Source organism: Chromobacterium violaceum ATCC 12472, from assembly GCF_000007705.1.
Classification (GTDB): domain Bacteria; phylum Pseudomonadota; class Gammaproteobacteria; order Burkholderiales; family Chromobacteriaceae; genus Chromobacterium; species Chromobacterium violaceum.
In genome coordinates this window covers 4,377,678-4,398,806 of the sequence record NC_005085.1, presented here as the reverse complement: position 1 = coordinate 4,398,806, position 21,129 = coordinate 4,377,678, and the positions used below count along the sequence as shown (strand labels likewise).

At 65.3% G+C, this 21,129-nt stretch carries 21 protein-coding genes and 1 tRNA gene; 18 read left to right on the top strand and 4 right to left on the bottom strand.

Annotated elements, in window-relative coordinates:
* Positions 1-10 precede the first annotated feature (10 nt).
* The 4 genes from CV_RS20105 (at position 11) to CV_RS20090 (ending at position 4,499) form a co-directional block, all read left to right on the top strand.
* Positions 11-844 carry a symmetrical bis(5'-nucleosyl)-tetraphosphatase gene (locus CV_RS20105; protein ID WP_011137614.1) on the top strand — a complete coding sequence of 278 codons (834 nt, stop codon included), beginning with the start codon at positions 11-13 and terminating at the stop codon, positions 842-844.
* 76 nt (positions 845-920) lie between these two features.
* On the top strand, positions 921-2,324 hold the full coding sequence (locus tag CV_RS20100) for an MBOAT family O-acyltransferase (RefSeq protein WP_043596818.1): 1,404 nt from the start codon (positions 921-923) through the stop codon (positions 2,322-2,324).
* Between the two features lie 16 nt (positions 2,325-2,340).
* On the top strand, positions 2,341-3,336 hold the full coding sequence (locus CV_RS20095; protein ID WP_011137612.1) for an SGNH/GDSL hydrolase family protein: 996 nt from the start codon (positions 2,341-2,343) through the stop codon (positions 3,334-3,336).
* Positions 3,333-4,499 (top strand): SGNH/GDSL hydrolase family protein, encoded by a 1,167-nt coding sequence (locus CV_RS20090; RefSeq protein WP_011137611.1) that lies wholly within the window; start codon positions 3,333-3,335, stop codon positions 4,497-4,499. Before CV_RS20095 ends, CV_RS20090 begins: the two co-directional genes overlap by 4 nt.
* 4 nt (positions 4,500-4,503) lie before the next feature.
* On the opposite strand, the gene CV_RS20085 is transcribed toward CV_RS20090, so the two are convergent.
* Positions 4,504-5,319: a lysophospholipid acyltransferase family protein gene (locus CV_RS20085; protein ID WP_011137610.1), complete on the bottom strand. Its 816-nt coding sequence runs from the start codon at positions 5,317-5,319 to the stop codon at positions 4,504-4,506.
* A 45-nt stretch (positions 5,320-5,364) separates the two neighbouring features.
* Positions 5,365-6,177, bottom strand: coding sequence for a bifunctional DNA-formamidopyrimidine glycosylase/DNA-(apurinic or apyrimidinic site) lyase (gene mutM / locus CV_RS20080; RefSeq protein WP_011137609.1), 813 nt, complete (start codon positions 6,175-6,177; stop codon positions 5,365-5,367).
* 90 nt (positions 6,178-6,267) lie between these two features.
* Between mutM and CV_RS20075 the strand changes: the two genes are divergently transcribed.
* From CV_RS20075 to CV_RS20025, 11 genes are all read left to right on the top strand, one after another.
* A complete protein-coding gene (locus CV_RS20075) occupies positions 6,268-8,016 on the top strand; it encodes a tetratricopeptide repeat protein (protein WP_011137608.1) in 1,749 nt (582 codons plus the stop codon).
* A complete protein-coding gene (gene lolB, locus CV_RS20070) occupies positions 8,013-8,555 on the top strand; it encodes a lipoprotein insertase outer membrane protein LolB (protein WP_011137607.1) in 543 nt (180 codons plus the stop codon). Before CV_RS20075 ends, lolB begins: the two co-directional genes overlap by 4 nt.
* A 48-nt stretch (positions 8,556-8,603) precedes the next feature.
* Positions 8,604-9,458 (top strand): 4-(cytidine 5'-diphospho)-2-C-methyl-D-erythritol kinase, encoded by an 855-nt coding sequence (gene ispE, locus CV_RS20065; protein WP_011137606.1) that lies wholly within the window; start codon positions 8,604-8,606, stop codon positions 9,456-9,458.
* A 6-nt stretch (positions 9,459-9,464) separates the two neighbouring features.
* Positions 9,465-9,539 (top strand) — tRNA-Gln (locus CV_RS20060).
* Positions 9,540-9,628: 89 nt separating this feature from the next.
* The gene (locus CV_RS20055; protein WP_011137605.1) at positions 9,629-10,612 is read left to right on the top strand and encodes a ribose-phosphate pyrophosphokinase; all 984 of its coding nucleotides are present in this window, start codon (positions 9,629-9,631) and stop codon (positions 10,610-10,612) included.
* 60 nt (positions 10,613-10,672) lie between these two features.
* Positions 10,673-10,960 carry a 50S ribosomal protein L25 gene (rplY, locus tag CV_RS20050; protein ID WP_011137604.1) on the top strand — a complete coding sequence of 96 codons (288 nt, stop codon included), beginning with the start codon at positions 10,673-10,675 and terminating at the stop codon, positions 10,958-10,960.
* A gap of 92 nt (positions 10,961-11,052) precedes the next feature.
* Entirely contained in the window at positions 11,053-11,634 is a 582-nt protein-coding gene (gene pth, locus CV_RS20045; protein WP_011137603.1) for an aminoacyl-tRNA hydrolase, read from the top strand.
* 68 nt (positions 11,635-11,702) lie between these two features.
* Positions 11,703-12,794, top strand: a complete 1,092-nt coding sequence (gene ychF, locus CV_RS20040; protein WP_011137602.1) for a redox-regulated ATPase YchF — start codon at positions 11,703-11,705, stop codon at positions 12,792-12,794.
* Positions 12,795-12,856: 62 nt separating this feature from the next.
* On the top strand, positions 12,857-13,897 hold the full coding sequence (locus tag CV_RS20035; protein ID WP_158303336.1) for a Wzz/FepE/Etk N-terminal domain-containing protein: 1,041 nt from the start codon (positions 12,857-12,859) through the stop codon (positions 13,895-13,897).
* Between the two features lie 167 nt (positions 13,898-14,064).
* On the top strand, positions 14,065-14,850 hold the full coding sequence (locus tag CV_RS20030) for a transporter substrate-binding domain-containing protein (protein ID WP_011137600.1): 786 nt from the start codon (positions 14,065-14,067) through the stop codon (positions 14,848-14,850).
* Between the two features lie 71 nt (positions 14,851-14,921).
* On the top strand, positions 14,922-15,584 hold the full coding sequence (locus CV_RS20025; RefSeq protein ID WP_011137599.1) for an amino acid ABC transporter permease: 663 nt from the start codon (positions 14,922-14,924) through the stop codon (positions 15,582-15,584).
* 48 nt (positions 15,585-15,632) lie between these two features.
* Here CV_RS20025 and CV_RS20020 read toward each other — a convergent pair whose 3' ends face one another.
* Positions 15,633-17,396, bottom strand: coding sequence for an AMP-dependent synthetase/ligase (locus tag CV_RS20020; protein WP_011137598.1), 1,764 nt, complete (start codon positions 17,394-17,396; stop codon positions 15,633-15,635).
* A gap of 233 nt (positions 17,397-17,629) precedes the next feature.
* Between CV_RS20020 and CV_RS20015 the strand changes: the two genes are divergently transcribed.
* Together CV_RS20015 and CV_RS20010 are read left to right on the top strand one after the other, a co-directional pair.
* A complete protein-coding gene (locus CV_RS20015) occupies positions 17,630-18,775 on the top strand; it encodes a cystathionine gamma-synthase (protein ID WP_011137596.1) in 1,146 nt (381 codons plus the stop codon).
* Between the two features lie 81 nt (positions 18,776-18,856).
* A complete protein-coding gene (locus CV_RS20010) occupies positions 18,857-19,888 on the top strand; it encodes an NAD(P)H-dependent flavin oxidoreductase (RefSeq protein ID WP_218567074.1) in 1,032 nt (343 codons plus the stop codon).
* Here CV_RS20010 and CV_RS20005 read toward each other — a convergent pair.
* Positions 19,885-20,820: an isoaspartyl peptidase/L-asparaginase family protein gene (locus CV_RS20005; RefSeq protein ID WP_011137594.1), complete on the bottom strand. Its 936-nt coding sequence runs from the start codon at positions 20,818-20,820 to the stop codon at positions 19,885-19,887. The genes CV_RS20010 and CV_RS20005 overlap by 4 nt on opposite strands.
* Before the next feature lie 47 nt (positions 20,821-20,867).
* On the opposite strand from CV_RS20005, the gene CV_RS20000 reads away from it, so the two are divergent.
* Positions 20,868-21,113 carry a hypothetical protein gene (locus tag CV_RS20000; protein WP_147296215.1) on the top strand — a complete coding sequence of 82 codons (246 nt, stop codon included), beginning with the start codon at positions 20,868-20,870 and terminating at the stop codon, positions 21,111-21,113.
* The last annotated feature ends 16 nt before the right edge of the window (positions 21,114-21,129 follow it).

The window sequence follows — 21,129 nt, the reverse complement described above, 5'->3', positions numbered from 1 at the left end:
AGGGAACAATATGGCCATTTACGCAATCGGCGACATCCAGGGCTGCTTCGAGCCGTTCCAGCAGCTGCTGAGGCTGATCGATTTCAATCCCGGCAAGGACACGCTGTGGCTGACCGGCGACCTGGTCAACCGCGGACCGCAATCGCTGGAGGTGTTGCGCTGGGTGTTCCAGCATCAGGACCAGGTGGAGATGGTGCTGGGCAATCATGATCTGCACCTGCTGGCGGTGTCGGAAGGCTTCGGCAAGATCCACCGCGACGACACCATAGACGATGTGCTCAACGCGGCCGACGGCAAGGTGCTGCTGGACTGGCTGCGTTGCCAGCCGATGATGCTGGAGGGGCACGGCTACGCGATGGTGCACGCCGGGCTGCTGCCGGAATGGACGATATCCAAGGCGCTCAGGCTGGCGGAGGAGGTCGAGTTCGGCCTGTCCGGCACCCGCTACCGGGAATTCCTCGGCCGTTTGTACGGCAACAAGCCGACGCGCTGGACCGACGATCTGAAAGGCGTGGACCGGCTGCGGCTGATCGTCAACGTGATGACGCGGATGCGCTTCCTGACCCGCGACGGCGAGCTGGATCTCAGCTACAAGGGCGAGCTGGAAGGCGCGCCGGCCAATCTGGTGCCCTGGTTCGAGGCGCCGAACCGCCGCCATGGCGGCACGCCCATCGTCTGCGGGCACTGGTCGGCGCTGGGCGTGCATCTGGACGAAGACATCCTGGCGATCGATTCCGGCTGTTTATGGGGCGGCAGCCTGTCGGCGCTCCGGCTGGATGACAAACAGCTTTTCTCGCTGCCTTGCCAGGCTTACCGCGAAATCGCGCTTGCAACAGGCAGATAAATAAATTTTTACCGGAGCTGGCATGCGGCGGGGCTTGTTGTCATAATTGCCGCCTCCGCCAGCTTGTTACCTTAGCATGAGCTATCTGTCGATTGAATTCGCCCTGGCCTTCGTCGGTTTTTTTACCGTCTACTGGGGCTGCCGCCGCATGCCCAGCATGCAGAACCTTCTGCTCCTGCTGGCCAGCTATTTGTTCTACGCCAAGCTGGACTGGCGCTTCGCCTCCATCCTCGCCGCCTATACGCTGATCCAGCACGGCCTCAGCCGGAGGATGACGGCGTCGGCCCGTCCCAGGCGCTGGCTGCAGGCCTCGCTCGCGCTGGCGGTGGGCAATCTGGCGCTGTTCAAGTATTTCGACTTTTTCCGCGAAAGCGCGCAGGCCGGCCTCAATGCGCTGGGGGTGACGGCGATGCTGCCCGCGCTCGATATCCTGATGCCGGTGGGCATCTCCTTCTATACCTTCCAGTCGGTCAGCTACTTGGTGTCGGTGTACCGCAAGGAAATCCGGCCGGCGGCGCTGCCGCAGTTCGCGCTGTTCCTGGCCTTTTTCCCCACCTTGCTGGCGGGGCCGATCTGCCGCGCCGGCGACCTCTTGGAGCAGCTGCGCAGCCCGGTCCGGCGCCAGGTGGCGCATCTGGACCGCGCCTTGGGCCTGATCATTCTGGCCTTGCTGAAGAAGCTGTGGCTGGCAGGCTGGCTGGCCAGCGCCTGGGTGGATCCGGTGTTCGCCGCGCCCGACACCTTCCACCGCCTGGAGGTGTGGGCGGCCTTCTACGCCTACGCGTTGCAGATCTACCTGGACTTCTCCGGCTATACCGACCTGGTCACCGCGCTGGCGCTGCTGCTGGGCATCCAGCTGCCGCGCAACTTTGATGCGCCTTACCTGGCGCTGAACCTGCGCGATTTCTGGCGGCGCTGGCACATCTCGCTGTCCAGCTGGATCCGCGACTATGTCTATATCCCGCTGGGCGGCAACCGCGGCGGCTTCGCCCGCGCCCAGATCAACCTGCTGGCGGCGATGCTGCTGTCCGGCCTGTGGCACGGCGCCAGTCTGAAATACCTGGTGTGGGGCGCGATGCATGGCCTGGGCGTGGTGGCGCTCAACATCGGCGACAAGCTGTGGCGCCGCGACGCCGTCAGCAGCGCGTCGCCATGGCTGGCGCGGCTGATCACCTTCCATTACGTGTGCCTGGCCTGGGTGTTCTTCCGCGCGCAGTCGCTGGACGAGGCGATGGACTTCCTGCGCGCGATGTTCGCGCCGTCAGGCCAGGAGCTGACCTTGAACGCGCCGGGCCTGCTGCTGCTGCTGGGTTTGTGGCTGGCGGCGCTGCCGACGCTGTCCACGCTGCCCGAGCGCTGCTTCGGCCGGATGGCGGTGCTGCCGTGGTGGGGCAAGCCGCTGTTGCTGAGCGCGATCGCGCTGCTGGTGATCTCGCTGGCGCCGTCCGGCATTCCCGCCTTCATTTATTACCAATTCTGACGATCCGACCTTCGCCATGCTCGCCGCCTATCCGCACCGCCGCATCCTCGTCATCCTGCTCAGCTCCATGCTGCTGCTGTTCTGGCTGGAACAGGCCGCAGTCAACGCCTACTGGCGGCAGACTTTCCACGCGCCCAGCCTGCTGGAGCGGCTGGACGCGCTGTCGCCGTGGCGCGAGGGCGGCTCGCTGGGCGGCGGTTTGCGGCGGCACAGCGAAGCGCTGCAGCAGCAAGTGGGCAGCTGGGACCGGCGGATGATAGACAGCCTGAACGCGTGCTGCCTGAAACCGAAGCCGAGCGCGCAGGCCGCCGCGGCGAAGCCGGCGGCGCCCAAGCCGCAGGCGTCGGCCGCTGTCGCCGCCGTCAAGGCGGTGGATCCCCGGCTGGCGCTGCAGGAAGGGCTGCCGGTGCTGCTGGCCGGCGACTCGATGATGCAGGGCGTGGCGCTGCACTTGCTGCCGCCGCTGTTCCGGCAGCACCAGGTCAAGGCGATAGACATCAGCAAGCAGAGCACCGGTCTGACCTATCCAGACTTCTTCAACTGGCCGGCGACGATAGAGCGCCAGCTGGCGGCCAATCCCAAAACCCAGTTGCTGGTGATGTTCGTCGGCGCCAACGATACTTGGGACATGGTCAACGGCAATCATTACATCCGCTTCGCGTCGCCAGATTGGGAGCAGCGCTACCGCGAGCGGATACGCAGCATTCTCGCCAGCGCCGGCAAGCGCAAGGTGAAGGTGTTGTGGCTGGGCCTGCCCAATATGAGCCGCGACAAACTGAACGACGGCGTGCATTACCTGAACCGGCTGTACCGCGAGGAAGTCGCCGCCGGCGGCGGGCGTTTCATCTCCACCCGCGAGACGCTGGGCAGCCAGGATGACAGTTTCAACAAATTCATGACATTGCCCGACCAGGGCGAGGTGGCGGTGCGCACCGCAGACGGCGTGCACTTCACCCGCCAGGGCCAGCTGCTGCTGGCGCGCCGCGTGTTGGCGGAATTGAGGTTCGAATGACATTCAAGGCAATCTTGCGCGCGTCGCGCTGGGTGATCGCTGCCGCGCTGGCGGCACAGGCGCAAGCCGCGCCGGTGCAGGATTTCGGCGAGCCCAACCTGGCGCGGCTGGCCGCCCGCTTCAACCTGCAGGGCGACGCCCAGCCGCCGGTGCGCGTGATCCAGTTCGGCGATTCCCACACCGCCGCCGATTACTTCAGCGGCGAGTTGCGCGCCAGGCTGCAGGCGCGTTACGGCGACGCCGGCATAGGCTGGCTGCCGCCGGTCAACGTGCCGGGACAGCGCAACGCGCTGGCCTATGTCCGCAGCGAAGGCTGGACCCTGCGCAACAGCCGCCGCGACGCCGATTCCGATTTTCCGCTGGGGGGCTACGTCGGCATCGCCCAGCGGGCCGGCGCGTCCATCACCGTGCATCCGCGCGCCGAGGACAATGGCTTGTGGCGAGTGCGGATCTGGCTGCGGCAGAGCGCCGACGGCCAGGCGCTGACCGTCGACGACGGCAATGGCGCGCGGCGGGCGCAGGTCGGCGCCGGCGCGGGCTGGCAGCGGGTGGAAATGAAGCTGAAGCTGCCGTTTGCCTTGCGCGCGGACAGCCTGCCGGCGCCGGAAGTGGGCGGCTACGAGCTGGAGAAGCTGGCGCCGGGCGTGGTGCTGGACACCGTGGGCAGCAACGGCGCCGAACTGGCGCTGTGGCGCAGCTGGGGCGCAGCCTGGGGCAGGCAGCTGGCGGCGAGGGACGCCGACCTGGTGATCCTGGCCTACGGCACCAACGAGGCTTTCGACGCCAAGCTGGACCTGGACGAATACCGCGCCGCGCTGCAGGGCGCGGTCAACCTGGTGCGCAGCCAGCTGCCGCAGGCGGCCATCCTGCTCCTCGGTGCCCCGGACGCTGCGCGGAGCAAGGGCGGCGCGGTCAGCCGCGAATGCTCGGGCCCGCAACGGCCGCTGATGCTGAGCGCGGTGCAGCAGGCGCAGCGCCAACTGGCGCGCGACAACCATTTATTGTATTGGGACTGGCAGCTGGCGATGGGCGGGCCGTGCAGCATGCGGACGTGGCGGCAGCAGCAGCTGGGCCGCCCGGACATGGTCCACTTCACCGCGCCCGGCTATACCCGGCTGGGCGACGATCTCTACGAAGGCCTGAGCCAGCGCCTGTCGCGCTGAGCGTTCAGGCGCCGGTTTCCGCCGCCGGAACCGGTTGCGGCTGTTCTTCCAGCGACAGCCGCAGGCCGCGGGCCACCTCGCTGCGGGCCTGTTCGGCCAGCAGGAAGCGGTTGTCCAGGCCGGCTTCGCCGGCTTTCAGCGGCTGGCCGTAGCTGATTTCCACCTCGATCTGCGGCACGCTCAATACCTTGCCTATGCTCTGCAGCAGCGAGATGTCGTCGATGTAGGCGGCCTCGCGCAGCAGGCTGCCGTCCGGCCGCTGGTAGCGCAGCGATACCGGCTGCACGGTGCCGCCGGACAGCAGCGCGGCCTCGAACAGCGAGGCCTTGAACGGCAGCAGGCCGCTGCCGTCGGATGTCGTGGCTTCGGGGAAGACCGCCATGCAGCCGCCGTTCTGCATCGCCTCGGCCAGGATCTGGTTGACGCGGCTGGCGTCGCGGCGGTTGCCCCGGTCGATGAACAGCGTGCCGGCCACGTAGGCCAGCCAGCCTATCAGCGGCCATTTGCGGATTTCGCGCTTGGCGACGAAGCGCGACACGGTGCAGCTGTTCAATGCCACGATGTCCAGCCAGGACACGTGGTTGGCGACCAGCAGGGTGTTGGGCGGATAAAAGCCCGGATTGACGCCCTGCACCTTGATGCTGACCCCGAGAATCTTCAGCGCGTGCTGCGCCCAGCGGCGGGTGACGACCGCGCGCTCGGCCTGGGCCAGGCGGGAATAGCGGGTGGCGACGATGAACACCCCCACGGCCAGATGGCCGAGCAGGCGCGTCACGCGGCCGCAGCGGGTGGCGAATGTAGTGGTGGCGTGTGACTTCAAGATGGTTACGGTTTCAAGTCTGAGGGATGACAGGCCGCCACTCTATCACGGCTGGCACAGCGGGCAATAGTAAGTGCTGCGCTGGCCCTGGCGGATTTGGCGGATCGGCGTGCCGCAGAGGCGGCAGGGCTCTTCCTGGCGGTTGTACACCATATAGGTCTGCTGGAAGTAGCCGGGTTTGCCCTCGCTGTCGACGAAATCGCGCAGCGTGCTGCCGCCGGCGTCGATCGCGCGCCGCAGCACGGCCTTGATCTCGGCCGCGAGGCGGTCGCAGTCGGCGCGGGACAGATCGCAGGCCGCGCGGGCGGGACTGATGCCGGCGTGGAACAGCGATTCGTTGGCGTAGATGTTGCCGACGCCGACCACCACGTGGTTGTCCATGATGGCCAGCTTGATCGGACTGCCGCGGCGGCGGATGGCCTGATGGAGCGCCGCGCCGTCGAAGGCGTCGGACAGCGGCTCCGGCCCCAGCGCCTGCAGCAGCGGGTGCATCTCGACGGGGCCGAGATGCCACAGCACCGCGCCGAAGCGCCGCGGATCGCGGAAGCGCAGCACCTGTTCGCCCAACAGCAAGTCCAGGTGATCGTGTTTTTGCGGCGGCGCGCCGGCCGGCATCACCCTCAGGCTGCCGGACATGCCCAGGTGGATCAGCAGGGTGCCGCTTTCGCATTCCAGCAGCAGGTATTTGGCGCGGCGGCGCACGGCCAGCACCTTTTCCCCGGCGACGCGCTCGGACAGGTCGGGCGGCACCGGCCAGCGCAGGCTGGGATTGCGGACGACGGCGCCGAGCAGGGTTCGGCCTTCCAGGTGCGGCTCGACGCCGCGGCGGGTAGTTTCGACTTCTGGCAGTTCAGGCATGGGCGGAGCGGATTTGGTAAATGGTGCAAAGATGAAAACCGGTCATGCTATTCTACGCGTTCAACAGGCTTTGAGCAGGCAACTTAATCCATGCGAATGAAACCGCTGAAACGATCCTTACCGTTGCTGCTGGCGTTGCTGCTGGCGGCCTGCGCCGGCGTCAAGCCTCCGGCGGCCCAGCCCGCTCAGCCCGAAACCAAACCGGCGGCCGAGTCCGGCCCGGACGAGGCCAAGCTGCCCAAGGTGGCGTTGTCGCCGGAAATCCTTTATGGCGTGCTGGCGGGCGAGATCGCCGCCCGCCGCGGCGCTGCCGGCTCGGCCGGCCTGACCTACCTCGACCTGGCGCGCGAAACCCGCGATCCGCGGATGGCGCAGCGCGCCGCCGAATTCTGCCTGTTGTCCGGCCAGTTGAAGCCGGCGACCGAGGCGCTGCAACTGTGGATAGAGCTGGATCCCGAGTCCCTGCCGGCGCGCGAGCAGCTGTTCATCACGCTGATGCGCGGCGGCAAGCTGGCCGAGAGCAAACCGCTGATCGAAGAGCTGCTGCGGCTGGAGCCGCAGCGCGCGCCCGCGATCTTCGTGCAGTTGGCCAGGCTGAGCGCGCGGCAGGACGGCGGTTCGGCCCCGTCCTATCGGCTGGTGCAGGAATTGGCCGATCGTTACCCCGATCTGCCCGAAGCCCGTTTCGCGGTGCTGGCCGCCGCGGCCGACAATAACGACCAGGCGGCGGTGGACCGCGAATTGAATCGCCTGGCCGGCATCGCGCCCAAGTGGGACCTGCCGGTGGCCTGGCAGGTGGACAGGCTGCGCCGCAAGGACATCAACGAGGCTGCCGATTTTCTGCAGCGGGAGCTGGCGCGCCGCCCGGACGCCGGACTGGAGCTGCAGATCGCCTATCCGCGGCTGCTGGTCGGCGCCAAGCGTTTTCCCGAGGCCCGCTCCGCCTTCGAGGCCTTGCTGAAGACCCATCCGGACAACCCCGACCTGCTGTACGCGACCGGCCTGCTGGCCTACCAGATGCGGGATCTGAAGACCGCGGACGACAGGCTGCAGCGCGCGCTGGCCCGCCAGTATCCGGAGCAGGACTTCGTCCGCTATACGCTGGGCCAGATCGCAGAGGACGACCGCGACGCCGAGCGCGCCGGGAACTGGTACCGCCAGGTGGGGCCGGGGCAGCAATACCTGCCCGCGCAATCGCGGCTGGCGATGCTGGAGGCCGCCGATGGCCGTCTGGACGAGGCCTTGAGCCGGCTGAGCGGGTTGGGCGGCACCGATCAGGAAAAAGTCTCGCTGGCGCTGCTGCAGTCGCAGCTGGCGCGCGAGGCCAAGCAGCCGCGCCGCGCCTACGATCTGCTGACCCAGGCGCTGCAGCGCCAGCCGCGCTCGAGCGAGCTGCTGTACGAGCGCTCGCTGGTGTCCGACATGCTGGGCAACGCCGGCAACGCCGAGCGCGACCTGAGGCTGATACTGAAGGACAAGCCCGGCGACGCTCAGGCGCTGAACGCGCTGGGCTACACCTTGGCCAACCGCACCTCCCGCTATCAGGAAGCCTACGGCTACATCGAAAAAGCGCTGAAGGCCGAACCGGACAATCCGGTGATCCAGGACAGCATGGGTTGGGTGCAATACAAGCTGGGCCGGCTGGACGCGGCGCGCAAGGCGCTGGAAAAGGCCTATGCCGCGATGCAGGACCCGGAAGTGGGCGCCCACCTGGGCGAAGTGCTGTGGAAGCAAGGCCGCCGCGACGAGGCGCTGGCGGTGTGGCGCAAGGAGCTGGCGCAGCACCCCGGGCATGAGGTGATCGCCGAGACGATGCGGCGCCTGGGAGCCAAGCCTTGATCCGGCGCGTCCTGCTGCTGTCGCTGGCGTTGCTGTTGGCCGGCTGCGCCAACGAGGCGTTGTTCCGGCCCAAGCCGGCGCTGGAGTCGGCCGCAGACGCGCCCTTCAGCGTCAGCGGCCGGCTGTCGGCCAATCTGGACGGCAAGGGCCACGTCGCCAATTTCGACTGGCGGCACCTGCCGCCGCGGGACGAAGTGGCGATCAATTCGCCGCTGGGCAACACCGTGGCCAAGGTGCTGCGCGATCCCGGCGGCGTCACGCTGTTGGCCGACGGCAAGCGCTGGCAGGCGGACGACGTGGAAAGCCTGACCCGGCAGGTGATGGGCTGGCCGCTGCCGCTGTCCAACCTGGTATGGTGGATACGCGGCCTGCCGGCGCCCGGCGTGGAGAGCCGGGTCGACGCCGACGGCAATCTGGAGCAGCAGGGCTGGCACATCCGTTTCATCCGCGACGCCGACGTAGACAGCGACCATCCCAAGCGGGTGGAGATGCAGCGCGAAGGCCTGACCGTCAAGGTGGTGGTGCAGAGCTGGCAGTGAGCCGCGCGCGCCGCGTCCCGATACCATTCAATACAGATCAAGATCGACATGCAGCATCCGTTTCATTCCTACCCGGCTCCGGCCAAGCTCAACCTTCTGCTGCACGTGGTCGGCAAGAGGCCCGACGGCTACCACCTGCTGGAAACGGTGTTCCGTTTCATCGATTTCGGCGATACGCTGGAGTTGGCCGTCCGCGACGACGGCCAGATCGTTCTGCTGACGCCGACCGACGGCGTGCCGCCGGAGCAGGACCTGACGGTCCGCGCCGCGCGCCTGCTGCAGCGGGAAAGCGGCTGCCGTTTGGGCGCCAGCATCAAATTGGAGAAGCGCACGCCGATGGGCGGCGGCCTGGGCGGCGGCAGTTCCGACGCCGCCACCGCGCTGATCGCGCTGAACCGGCTGTGGGGGCTGGCCTGGCCGCGCGAGCGCTTGCAGGCGCTGGGCCTGCAGCTGGGCGCCGACGTGCCGGTTTTCATCTTCGGCCGCAACGCGTTGGCCACCGGCGTCGGCGAGGTGTTGGAGCCGATCCCGCTGAAGCCCGCCTGGTATTTGGTAATTCACCCACAGGTCCATGTGTCGACCATTGAGGTATTCCGAAATTTTTCGCAAACCGTGTTGACAGAGATAGGACGCGTCGGCATAATGCGAATCCTCGAAACAACGCAGCAGCGCAGAAATGACCTGCAAAGCGTTGTAGAGAAAAGATTTCCAGCGGTGAATGAAGTACTGAGCGAGTTGAGAAAATATGGTTCGCCGCTGATGACTGGTTCCGGATCCTGCGTGTTCCTGGAATTCGAGTCGAAAGACGAAGCCGATAAAGTTTACCGGGTGTTGTCGCAAAAATATCAGGGATTTGTAGCGGAAGGACTGGATGTCCACCCCCTGTTCGACAGCGCTGAATAAGGTTACTGGGGAGTCGCCAAGTGGTAAGGCACCGGATTTTGATTCCGGCATTCGTAGGTTCGATCCCTACCTCCCCAGCCAGGACTTTCTCCGAATAAGAGAGAGCATGAAAAAAGCGTGTAAGAGAGCCTTACACGCTTTTTCTTTATCCAGCTAAGGCAAAGCGAATCATGGCGGCATACGACAGTTTGATGGTATTTACCGGTACGGCTAATCCGGAACTTGCTCAGAACGTAGTCAAACATTTGGATATTTCGTTGGGACGCGCCGATGTCGGCAAGTTCAGCGACGGCGAAGTGGCGGTGGAACTGCTGGAAAACGTTCGCGGCCGCGACGTTTTCATTCTGCAATCCACCTGTGCGCCGACCAACGACAACCTGATGGAAATCCTGACCATGGCCGACGCGCTCAAGCGCGCTTCCGCCGGTCGGATCACCGCGGCGATTCCGTATTTCGGCTACGCCCGCCAGGATCGCCGTCCGCGTTCCGCCCGCGTGCCGATCTCGGCCAAGCTGGTGGCCAATATGCTGACCAGCGCCGGCATCGACCGCGTGCTCACCGTCGACCTGCATGCCGACCAGATCCAGGGCTTCTTCGACATCCCGGTGGACAACGTGTATGCGACCCCGGTGTTGCTGAAAGACATCCGCGCCCAGCGCTTCGACGATCTGATCGTGGTCAGCCCGGACGTGGGCGGCGTGGTCCGCGCCCGCGCGGTGGCCAAGGCGCTGAACACCGACCTGGCGATCATCGACAAGCGCCGTCCGAAAGCCAATGTGGCCGAAGTGATGAACATCATCGGCGACGTGTCGGGCCGTACCTGCCTGATCGTCGACGACATGATCGACACCGCCAACACGCTGTGCAAGGCGGCCAGCGCTCTGAAGGAGCGCGGCGCCGAGCGCGTGCTGGCCTATGCGACCCACGCCATCTTCTCCGGACAGGCGGTGGATCGCATCAAGAATTCCGACATCGACATGGTGGTGGTGACCGACACCATCCCGTTGACCGCCGCGGCCAAGGCCTGCCCGAACATCCGGGTCGCCTCGATCGCCGGCCTGCTGGCGGAGACGCTGCGCAGGATCAACAACGAAGAATCGGTGTCCTACCTCTTCAATGAGGAACTGGTTGCGACGGGCGCTTGCCTGCCGTGAACATCTGGCTCGCTGGTCGCGGCGGGCCGGGTGCTTTTAATCTGAAACTGGAGTTTTGACATGTCTTACGAACTGATCGCCGCCAAGCGCGTTGACCTGGGTACGGGTGCGAGCCGCCGCCTGCGCCGCGCTGGCAAGCTGCCGGCCGTGGTTTACGGCGCCGGCAAGGATGCCGTTTCCCTGGAACTGGATCACAACACCCTGTACCACGCCGTCAAGCACGCCGACTTCCACACCTCGGTGCTGGAACTGGTGATCGACGGCCAGAAGGAACAGGTTAAGGTTGCCGCGTTCCAGATGCACCCGTACAAACAGCAAGTGCTGCACATCGACTTCGCTCGTGTGTAATCCCTGCTGCCGTCGCCGCGCGCGGTGACGGTGAAAAGCCCGTTGTGCGCCCAGGTGGCGGGCAGCGGGCTTTTTTCATTGGAATGAGCGATATGTCCGGCATCCGCCTGATTGTCGGCCTGGGCAACCCGGGCCCCGAATACGAAAAGACGCGCCACAATGCCGGTTTCTGGCTGGTGGACGAACTGTGCTGGCAGTTCAAGGGCAACTGGCGCAGCGAAGGCAAATTCCATGGCGATGTCGCCAGGATCCAAATCGAAGGACAGGACGTCTGGCTGCTGAAGCCGATGACCTATATGAACCTGTCCGGCCAGGCCGTGCTGGCGCTGGCGCATTTTTACAAGATACTGCCGGACGAGATCCTGGTCGTGCACGATGAACTGGATCTCGCGCCCGGCGTCGCCCGCTTCAAGCAGGGCGGCGGCCACGGCGGCCACAATGGCCTGAAGGACATCGCGGCGCGTTTGAGCTCGCCGGCTTTCTGGCGCCTCCGGCTCGGCATCGGCCATCCGGGAGACAAGAAGGAAGTAGCCAACTTCGTGCTGAAGAAGCCGCGCGCCGAGGAGCAGCAGGCGCTGGACGAGGCCGTTCTGGCCTCGCTGCGCGAGCTGCCGCGCGCCGTTTCCGGGAAGATGGCCGAGGCGATGAAGGCGCTGCACACCGAAGCCAAGTGATCGCGGGCTGGCAGTCGGACCGGCTGCCGCCATAATGGATTGAAATACGAAAGTTTAGGAAAACAGTCATGAGTCTGAAATGCGGTATCGTCGGCTTGCCCAATGTCGGCAAGTCCACCCTGTTTAACGCGCTGACCAAGGCCGGCATCGAAGCCGCCAACTACCCGTTCTGCACCATCGAGCCGAACGTAGGCATCGTCGAGGTGCCGGATCACCGCCTGGGCGAGCTGGCCAAGATCATCAACCCGCAGAAAATCCAGCCGGCCATCGTCGAATTCGTCGACATCGCCGGCCTGGTGGCGGGCGCGTCCAAGGGCGAGGGTCTGGGCAACCAGTTCCTGGCCAACATCCGCGAGACCGACGCCATCGTCAACGTGGTGCGTTGCTTCGATGATCCGAACATCGTGCACGTGGCGGGCAAGGTTGACCCGATCGCCGACATCGAGACCATCCTGACCGAGCTGGCGCTGGCCGACCTGTCCGCCGTGGAGAAAGCCATCGCCCGCGAAGGCAAGAAGGCCAAGGCCGGCGACAAGGACGCGCGCGCGCTGATCGCCATCCTGGAAAAACTGGTGCCGCACCTGAACGAAGGCAAGCCGGCGCGCTCGCTGGGCCTGTCCGACGAGGACAAGGCGCTGATCAAGCCGCTGTGCCTGCTGACCATCAAGCCGGCCATGTACGTGGCCAACGTGGCCGAAGACGGCTTCAGCGATAATCCGCTGCTGGCCAAGGTGGAGGAGTACGCCGCCAAGGAAGGCGCGCCGGTCGTCGCGCTGTGCGCGGCCATCGAGTCCGAGATCGCCGAACTGGAAGACGCCGACAAGGCCGAGTTCCTGGAAACGCTGGGCCTGGAAGAGCCGGGTCTGGATCGCCTGATCCGCGCCGGCTACAAGCTGCTGGGCCTGCAAACCTACTTCACCGCCGGCGTGAAGGAAGTGCGCGCCTGGACCATCCATGTGGGCGACACCGCGCCGCAGGCCGCCGGCGTCATCCACACCGACTTCGAGCGCGGCTTCATCCGCGCGCAAACAATCTCCTTCCAGGACTTCGTCACGCTGGGCGGCGAGGCCAAGGCCAAGGAGGCCGGCAAGATGCGCGCCGAAGGCAAGGATTACGTGGTGCAGGACGGCGACGTGATGAACTTCCTGTTCAACGTTTAACCATCAGACTGAACGATATAAGGCCTCTTCAAATAAGTAAGAGGACGATGGACGAGGGGTGCGTGATTGCATTTCTCGTCTGGGTGGATAATGGGGAGTGTATTTTGGAACGGCAGTCAGCACCCGATGAGTTGAATTTGTTCGATATTATCCTTGTGGCCAAGGAGCAATGGCGTCTGCTGCTGGCGGTGCCGCTATTGCTTGCCGTGCTTGCTGCGGGTATTAGCTTGGCGATGCCAGATCAATATACGGCGAAGGCGTTGGTGAATATTCCTGCGCCGGTAGGAGCGGCTGGCGGCGTCAACATTGTGCAGAGCACGAGTTTATTGGAACAGGCTGTAGAAAAGTTCCAGTTGCAGCGATACTACGCTGTGGAAGATAACCGTAGCGCTTTGTTGGCCTTGTCCAATGTGGTGAAAACTACGGCCGGCAAGGATGGGTTGTTGGAAATTTCGGCAACAGATCGCAATGCCGAGCAGGCTGCTAGGCTTGGAAATTATTTGGCGGATTTGACCAGGCAGCATATCCTCGATGGCAATCTGACTGAGCAAAGCAAGCGTTACTTCGTTTTGCAGAAAAGACTAGACGTGGAGTCCGAGCAGGTTAGCCAGTTGTCTCGGAAGGTGGCGCAATTGGTGCCAGACCAGGAGGCGGCGCTGGGGGGAGAGGGCATGCAGCTCATCAGCGGATTCGCGACGCTGGAGGCGCAGCTTGCTTTTCAGAATGTGCAGGCTGCCGGAAATTCTGGAGCTGTGTCCAATTTGCAGTCCTCCGTGATGCAGTTGCGGGCCAGTCTCGAGTTGGCTAACCCGAAAGTCCGTCAAATGTCCAATGAGCAATTGGCAGGCTTGAGGGACTTGTATTTTCACCGGGCGCTGGCTGCTGAGCTGCAACGGCAGGTCAGTTTGGCCAAATCGTTGGCGGATCAGGATGTTCAGATCGTTTTGAAAGCAAGCGCGCCATTGGAAAAGTCGGGTCCAAAGCGAACGCTGATAGTTTTGCTGGCTGGATTGGTGGGCTTGATGCTCGCAATAGCCCTTATTGTCTGCAAGCGGCAATGGCGTGAATTAAGCAATCGATTTGCCAAGAACACTGCGGCATGATAAGTGATGTCTGTTTATAAGTTGTATTGCCCTATTGGCATATGCTGATGGGGCTTTTTATATGGCTGCGAATCAATCAGGTTTAATCGGCTGGTCTGCATCAATATTTACTGATATTCTTTTGTTAAATTATTTTTATCATTTATATTGCAAAAGGTTATATTGATATGAAGAAATGGAAGGCCGTACTATTGTTGACAGCCGTGGGCAGCCATGCCTTCGCGGCGGACCTGTTGGACACGGTCAAACAGCGTGGCGCGCTGAAGATCGCGCTGGAGGGTACCTACCCGCCGTTCAACTTCAAGGACGCGAAGCAGCAGTTGACCGGTTTCGACGTCGAGATCGCCACCGAGATCGCGCGCCGGATGAAAGTGAAACCTGAATTCGTTACCGCCGAGTGGAGCGGGCTGCTGGCCGGCCTGCAGAGCGGCAAATTCGACATCGTGGTCAACCAGGTCGGCGTGACCGCGCAGCGCCAGGCGGTGTTCGATTTCAGCCAGCCGTACACCTACTCCAGCGCCCAGCTGATCGTGCGCAAGAATGAAAGTCGCGACTTCAAGAACCTGGCCGACCTGAAGGGCAAAAAGCTCGGCGTCGGCCAGGGCAGCAACTACGCCGACATGGCCAAGGCGGCTGCCGGCGTGCAGGTGAAGACTTACCCCGGCGCGCCGGAATACCTGCAGGATCTGGCCACCGGCCGGCTGGACGCGGCGCTGAACGACAGCCTGCTGATTCCGTTCGCGATCAAGCAGGCCAAGCTGCCGCTGAAGGCCGGCGCCCCGGTGGGCGAGGTGGCGGCGATGGCGATTCCGTTCGCCAAGGGCAATCCGCAATTCAAATCCGAAATCGACAAGGCCTTGGGCGGCATGAAGGCCGACGGCACCTTCCGGAAAATTTCCGTGAAGTGGTTCGGCATCGACGTGTCCAAGGCGCCTGCCGCGGCGAAGAAATAAGCCGCTTTGTGATAGCATCGACCGCGCGCCCCTGCATTAGCGGGGGCGTCGGTTTTTAAGGAAGGGAAGAGATGGGCGAGTGGATGGCTCTGTTCGAGGCGGCGCTGCCGGTGCTGCTGCAGGGCGCGGCGCATACGCTGCTGTTCGCGCTGGTGGCGATGGTGCTGGGCCTGGCGCTGGGTTTCGCGGTGGCGATGGTGCGGGTGGCGAAGCTGCCGGTCTTGTCGCAGCTGGCGGCGTTCTACGTCAGCGCGATGCGCGGCACGCCGCTCTTGGTGCAGATTTTCGTCATCTATTACGGCCTGCCCGGCGTCGGCCTGGAACTGGACCCGGTGCCGGCCGGCGTGCTGGCCCTGACGCTGAACGTGGCGGCCTACCTGTCGGAAAGCCTGCGCGGCGGCATCGCCGGCGTGGCCAAGGGGCAGTGGGACGCGGCGTTCTCGCTGGGCTTCACCTGGTGGCAGACGATGCGCCACATCATCGCGCCGCAGGCGCTGCGGCTGTCGGTGCCCAGCCTGTCCAATAGCCTGATCTCGCTGATCAAGGACACCTCGCTGGTGTCGGTGATCACCGTCACCGAGCTGATGCTGGCGACGAAAGAGGTGATCGCCCAGACCTTCCAGCCGCTGCCGCTGTACCTGGCCGCCGCCGCCATCTATTGGCTGCTCAGCGCCTTGTTCGAGCGCTTGCAGCGCCACGTGGAAAACCGGCTCAACCTGGCGCACCAGCGCTGAGCGTGACAGCTGGCATAGGAAAAAGCCCCGCGATGCGGGGCTTTTCGTTTACGCCGGCTCCGGCATGCCGTACATGCCGTCTATCAAGGCGCGGCAGCGCTCGGTGATCACCTTGCGGCGCAGCTTCAAGGTGGGCGCCAGCTCGCCGGCGTCCACGCACCACGGCTTGTCCAGCAGCGAGAACTTCTTGATGTGCTCCCAGCTGCCGAAATAGCGGTTGAAGCGCTTCACCTCGCGGTCGATCAGCTCCACCACCTTGGGATGGCGGCTCATTTCGCAGTCGGTGGTGTAGGAGATGCCGTGCTCGGCGCACCATTCCTTCAGCTTCTCGAACAGCGGCACGATCAGCGCGGCCGCGTACTTCTGGCCGTCGCCCACCACCATGATCTGGTCGATGAAGGCCGATTCCTTCAGCTTGTTCTCCAGCGCCTGCGGCGCGATGTACTTGCCGTTGCTGGTCTTGAACATTTCCTTCTTGCGGTCGGTGATGCGCAGGTAGCCGTCCTCCAGCACGCCGATGTCGCCGGTGTGCAGCCAGCCGTCGCGCAGCGCGTCCGAGGTCTGTTCCGGCTCCTTGTAGTAGCCGGACATCACGTTGTCGCCGCGCACCAGGATCTCGCCATCGTCGGCCAGGCGCACTTCCACGCCGGGCAGGGGCAGGCCGACGCTGCCGATGCGCACGCCGCGGGCGGTGAACGGATTGGCTGAGATCACCGGCGAGCTCTCGGTCATGCCGTAGCCCTCGGCCACGGCGATGCCGGCGGCCCAGAACATGCGCGCCAGCCGCGGCTGCAGCGCGGCGGAGCCGACATTGATGGAGATCAGCTCGCCGCCCATCGCCGCGCGCCATTTGCTGTACACCAGCTTGTCGGCCAGCGCGTGCTGGATCGCGTCCAGCGGAGAGCGGCGGCGGTTGGGGTCGAAGTTTTCGGCGCGGGCCAGCGCCCATTGATAGATGCGGCGCTTGGCGCCGGTCAGGTCGCGCGCCTTGCCCACCAGCTTCTCGTGCACCTTCTCCAGCACGCGCGGCACGGAGCTGAAGGTATGCGGCTTCACGTCGGCCAGCGCCGACGACAGGCATTCCACGCTGGCGAAGTAGATGCCGGTGCCGCTGTACAGGTAGTAGAACACGCCGGCGCGCTCGAAGATGTGCGACAGCGGCAGGAAGCTCAGCGCGCGGCAGCGGCCCTGCGGCAGGCCGGTGAAGGCGGCGGTGGCCACCACGGTGCTCAGCACGTTGCGGTGGCTCAGCATCACGCCCTTGGAGCGGCCGGTGGTGCCGGAGGTGTAAATGATGGTATAGACGTCGTCGGCGCGCACCGCGTCGCGCAGCGCGTCCAGCTCGGCCATCCGTTCCGGCCGCGCGCGCTCGGCGATCTCGCGCCAGGACGGCGCGCCGTCGATGTCGGCCAGGCCGTAGATCGGGCAGGACAGCCTGCCCAATGCCTCGTGCAGTTTTCGTTGCAATGCAGCACTGCCGGCGAAAGCGAGCTTGACCTCGGCATGCGCCAGGATATAGCGTGCATCATCGAGGGTGATGGTGGGGTACAGCGGCACGCTGACCGCGCCGATTTGTTGCAGCGCGATATCCGCCAGCACCCATTCGATGCTGTTGTCGGCGGCGATGGCCACCTTGTCGCCGCGCTGGATGCCCATTTCCATCAGGCCCAGGCTGACGCGGTTGACGGTGTCCCGGACCTCGGCCGTCGACAATTGCCGCCAGGCCTTGCCGGATTTCGCCGACAGGCAGTCCGGGCGCGGATGGTTGGCCAGCTGGTGGGACAGGATGTCAAAAACGCGTTCTAGCTTCATGCAAACGATGGTTTTAATGCGAAACGCAGCAAAATAGCCCTATTGGCGGCCGCTGTAAAGTAAAAAACGGCGCTCGCTTGGCGAAAATCAGGACAATTTGCCGATATTTGCTCGCAATTGCCCTGAAATTTTGGCATCGTGATGAAATGAGCATGGCAAATGCATGATTTGCAAGGAGTTAGGGTTTGATTGTCGGGCAATTTGGCCCAAGCTCATGATTTAGAGGGATTTTCGTGAAATTCGCTACCCGCGCCATCCATGTCGGCTACGACAATGCCGAACACAACCGCTCGGTGATGCCGCCGCTGTACCAGACCTCGGCCTTCGCCTTCGACCATGTCGGCGAGGATTTGCGCTACGCCTACGCCCGCACCGGCAATCCGACCCGCAGCGCGCTGCAGGACTGCCTGGCCAGCCTGGAAGAGGCCAGGCACGGCCTGGCCTTCTCCAGCGGCATGGCGGCGATAGACGCGGTGCTGCGCGCCTGCCTGAAGCCGGGCGACGAGGTGATCGCGGTGGCGGATCTGTACGGCGGCGCTTACCGGCTGCTGACCCGGGTGATGCAGCCGGCCGGTATCAAGGTGAGCTTCGTGGACCTGTCCGACCCGGCGCGGCTGGAGGCGGCGATCACGCCGGCCACCCGGCTGCTGTGGCTGGAGTCGCCGACCAATCCGCTGCTGGGCATGGTCGATATCGCCGCGCTGTCCGCGATCGCCCATCGCCACAATGTAAAAGTGGCGGTGGACAATACCTTCGCCACGCCGTATCTGCAGCAGCCGCTGCTGCTCGGCGCCGACATCGTCGTGCACTCGGCCACCAAGTACCTGGGCGGGCACTCCGACGTGCTGCTGGGCCTGGTGGCGGTCAGCGACGACAAGCTGCACCACGATATCCGCTTCCTGCAGAACGCCGCCGGCGCGGTGCCCGGGCCGCAGGATTGCTTCCTGACGCTGCGCGGCATCAAGACGCTGGCGCTGCGGATGGAGCGCCATTGCGACAGCGCGGAGAAAGTGGCGGTCTGGCTGGCCGGACAGCCGGCCGTGGCCAAGGTGTTCTACCCCGGACTCCCGGAGCATCCGGGGCATGAGCTGGCGAAGCGGCAGATGCGGCGCTTCGGCGGCATCATCAGCATCCGGCTGCAGGACGACAGCCGCGAGGCGGCCAGCCGCGTCGCGCAGAGGCTGAAGCTGTTTGCGCTGGCGGAGTCGCTGGGCGGGGTGGAGTCGCTGGTCAACCATAGCTACACGATGTCGCACGGCGGCATGCCGGCCGAGCAGAAGGCGGCGCTGGGCATTGTCGAGGGCGGCCTGCGGCTGTCGATCGGCATCGAGGATCTGGACGACATCCTGGCGGACCTGGAGCAGGCGCTGCGCGATTGAACGGTCCGGGCGCGGGGCCCGGATGGCTGGCAAGATCCAATAACAAGGAGAATGCGGATGTCGGCGGCGAAATGGCAGCCATTGCCACTGAAACTTCCGGTAATACAGGCGCCGATGGCCGGCGGCGCGACGACGCCGCAACTGGTGGCCGCGGTGGGCGAGGCCGGCGGCTTGGGTTTCCTGGCCGGCGCGATGCTGTCCCCGGCGCAGATCCGGGAAGAGGCCGGCAGCATCCGCGCCTTGAGCGACAAGCCGTTCGGGATCAATCTATTCGTCCAGGGGCCGCCGCAACCGGATTCGGGCGAGCTGGCGCTGGCGCTGGATCTGCTCAAGCCCTGGCATGCCGAGCTGGGCTTGGGCGAGCCCGTGGCCCCGGCCAGCTACTGCCAGCCTTTCGACCAGCAGCTGGAGACGGTGCTTGAGTTGAAGCCGGCGGTGGCCAGCTTCGCTTTCGGCATCCTGGACGCGGCGCAGATGCGCGCGCTGCGCGGCGCCGGGATTCTGGTGGTCGGCACCGCCACCAATCTGGCCGAGGGACTGGCCTGGGCTCAGCTGGGCGCGGACGCGGTGTGCGCGCAGGGGCGCGAGGCGGGCGGCCACCGCGGCACCTTCATCGGCGAGCAGCGGCAATCGCTGCGGCCGATGCTGTCGCTGGCGTACGAGCTGGCGCAGAACCTGCCGCTGCCGGTGATCGCCGCCGGCGGCATCATGCACGGCCGGGACATCGCCGCCGCGATGCGCCACGGCGCGGTCGCCTGCCAGCTGGGCACCGCCTTCCTGCGCTGCCCGGAGTCCGGCATCTCGCCGTTGTGGAAACAGGCGCTGGCTGCGGCGAAGCCGGGATCCACCCGGCTGACCCGGGCGTTTTCCGGCCGCTACGCCCGCGGCCTGGACAACCGCTATATGGCAGAGATGGCGCAGTGGCAGGACCGGCTGCCGGCTTATCCAGTGATGAACGCGCTGACCGGCGCCATGCGCGCGGCCGCCGCCAAGGCCGGCCGCAGCGAACTGATGTCGTTGTGGGCGGGCGAGGGCGTCGCCGACGCGCGCGAGATGCCGGCGGCGGAACTGATCGCCCAGCTGCAGGCGGAGTGGCAGGCCGCCTACCGCTAGTCTTCGCCGCGGTAGATGGCGACGGTGCGTAAGCCCGCGCCGTCTATCGCCGCGCGGTACATGCCCTCGCAGTTGAACGGCAACGCCACCCGGCCGTAGCGGTCGACGGCGACGACGCCGCCGGTGCCGCCCATGGTCAGCAGCTGGCCGTAGACCACGGCGTCGCAAGCCTGGGCCACGGTTTCGTCCAGGTGGCGGATCCGGGCCGAGATCTCGTGCCCGGCGGCGGCGCGGACGAAGTATTCGCCGTGGCCGGTGGCCGACACCGCGCAATAGGCGTCGGCCCAGGTGCCGGCGCCGATCACCGGCGTGTCGCCGATGCGGCCTGGCCACTTGGCGGTGCGGCCGCCGGTGGAGGTGGCGGCCGCCAGCCGGCCTTGCGCGTCCAGCGCCACCGCGCCGACGGTGCCGTGCTTGCGGTCTTCGGAGATGTCCTCGTCCGAGCCGCCGTTGGCCAGCCTCTCCTTTTCCGCCAGCAGCGCCTGCCAGCGCTTGTCGGTGTGGAAGTATTCCGGCGGCCGCATTTCCAATCCTGCCCGGCGGGCGAAATCTTCCGCCGCCGCATACCCCAGCGTCACGTGGGGTGTGCGCTCCATCACCGCGCGCGCCAGCAGCACCGGGTTGCGCACGCCGGAAAGGCCGGCTACGCTGCCGGCGTCCTGGCGGATGCCGTCCATCACCGCCGCTTCCATTTCCTGTTTGCCGTCCAGATTGAACACCGAGCCGCGGCCGGCGTTGAACAGTGGATCGTCCTCCAGCGCGCAGACCGCCGCGCACACCGCATCCAGCGCCGCGCCGCCGCCGCGCAGCACCGCGTGGCCGGCCTCCAGCGCCTGTTCCAGGCCGGCGCGGTAGGCGCGCTCCAATTCGGCGTCCATGTCGCTGCGGCGCAGGGTGCCGGCGCCGCCGTGCAAGGCGAGGGCGATGGTCATGTGTCGATCTCCAGGGTGGCGAATGGACTGTTAGCATGAGGCTTTTGATGGGAGTTCGCCAGCGATGCGCAACGAAGACGATGGGCGTGGCCGGCTTGCCGCTGCGCCCATTGGGCGAGATGCGGCTGGATGGCGAGCGCTGCGCGCTGTACCAGGCGCCGCTGCCCGAGTCCTGGCGGCTGGGGCCGGAAATGGCGGGGTTGCTGCCGATGACGTTGCAAGCACTGCGGGAACAAGCCTTGCATCCGCAGTTGGCGGACTGGCTTGGCAAGCAGGAAGAGGCGAGAGCATAATTGTTGAGTAAATTAC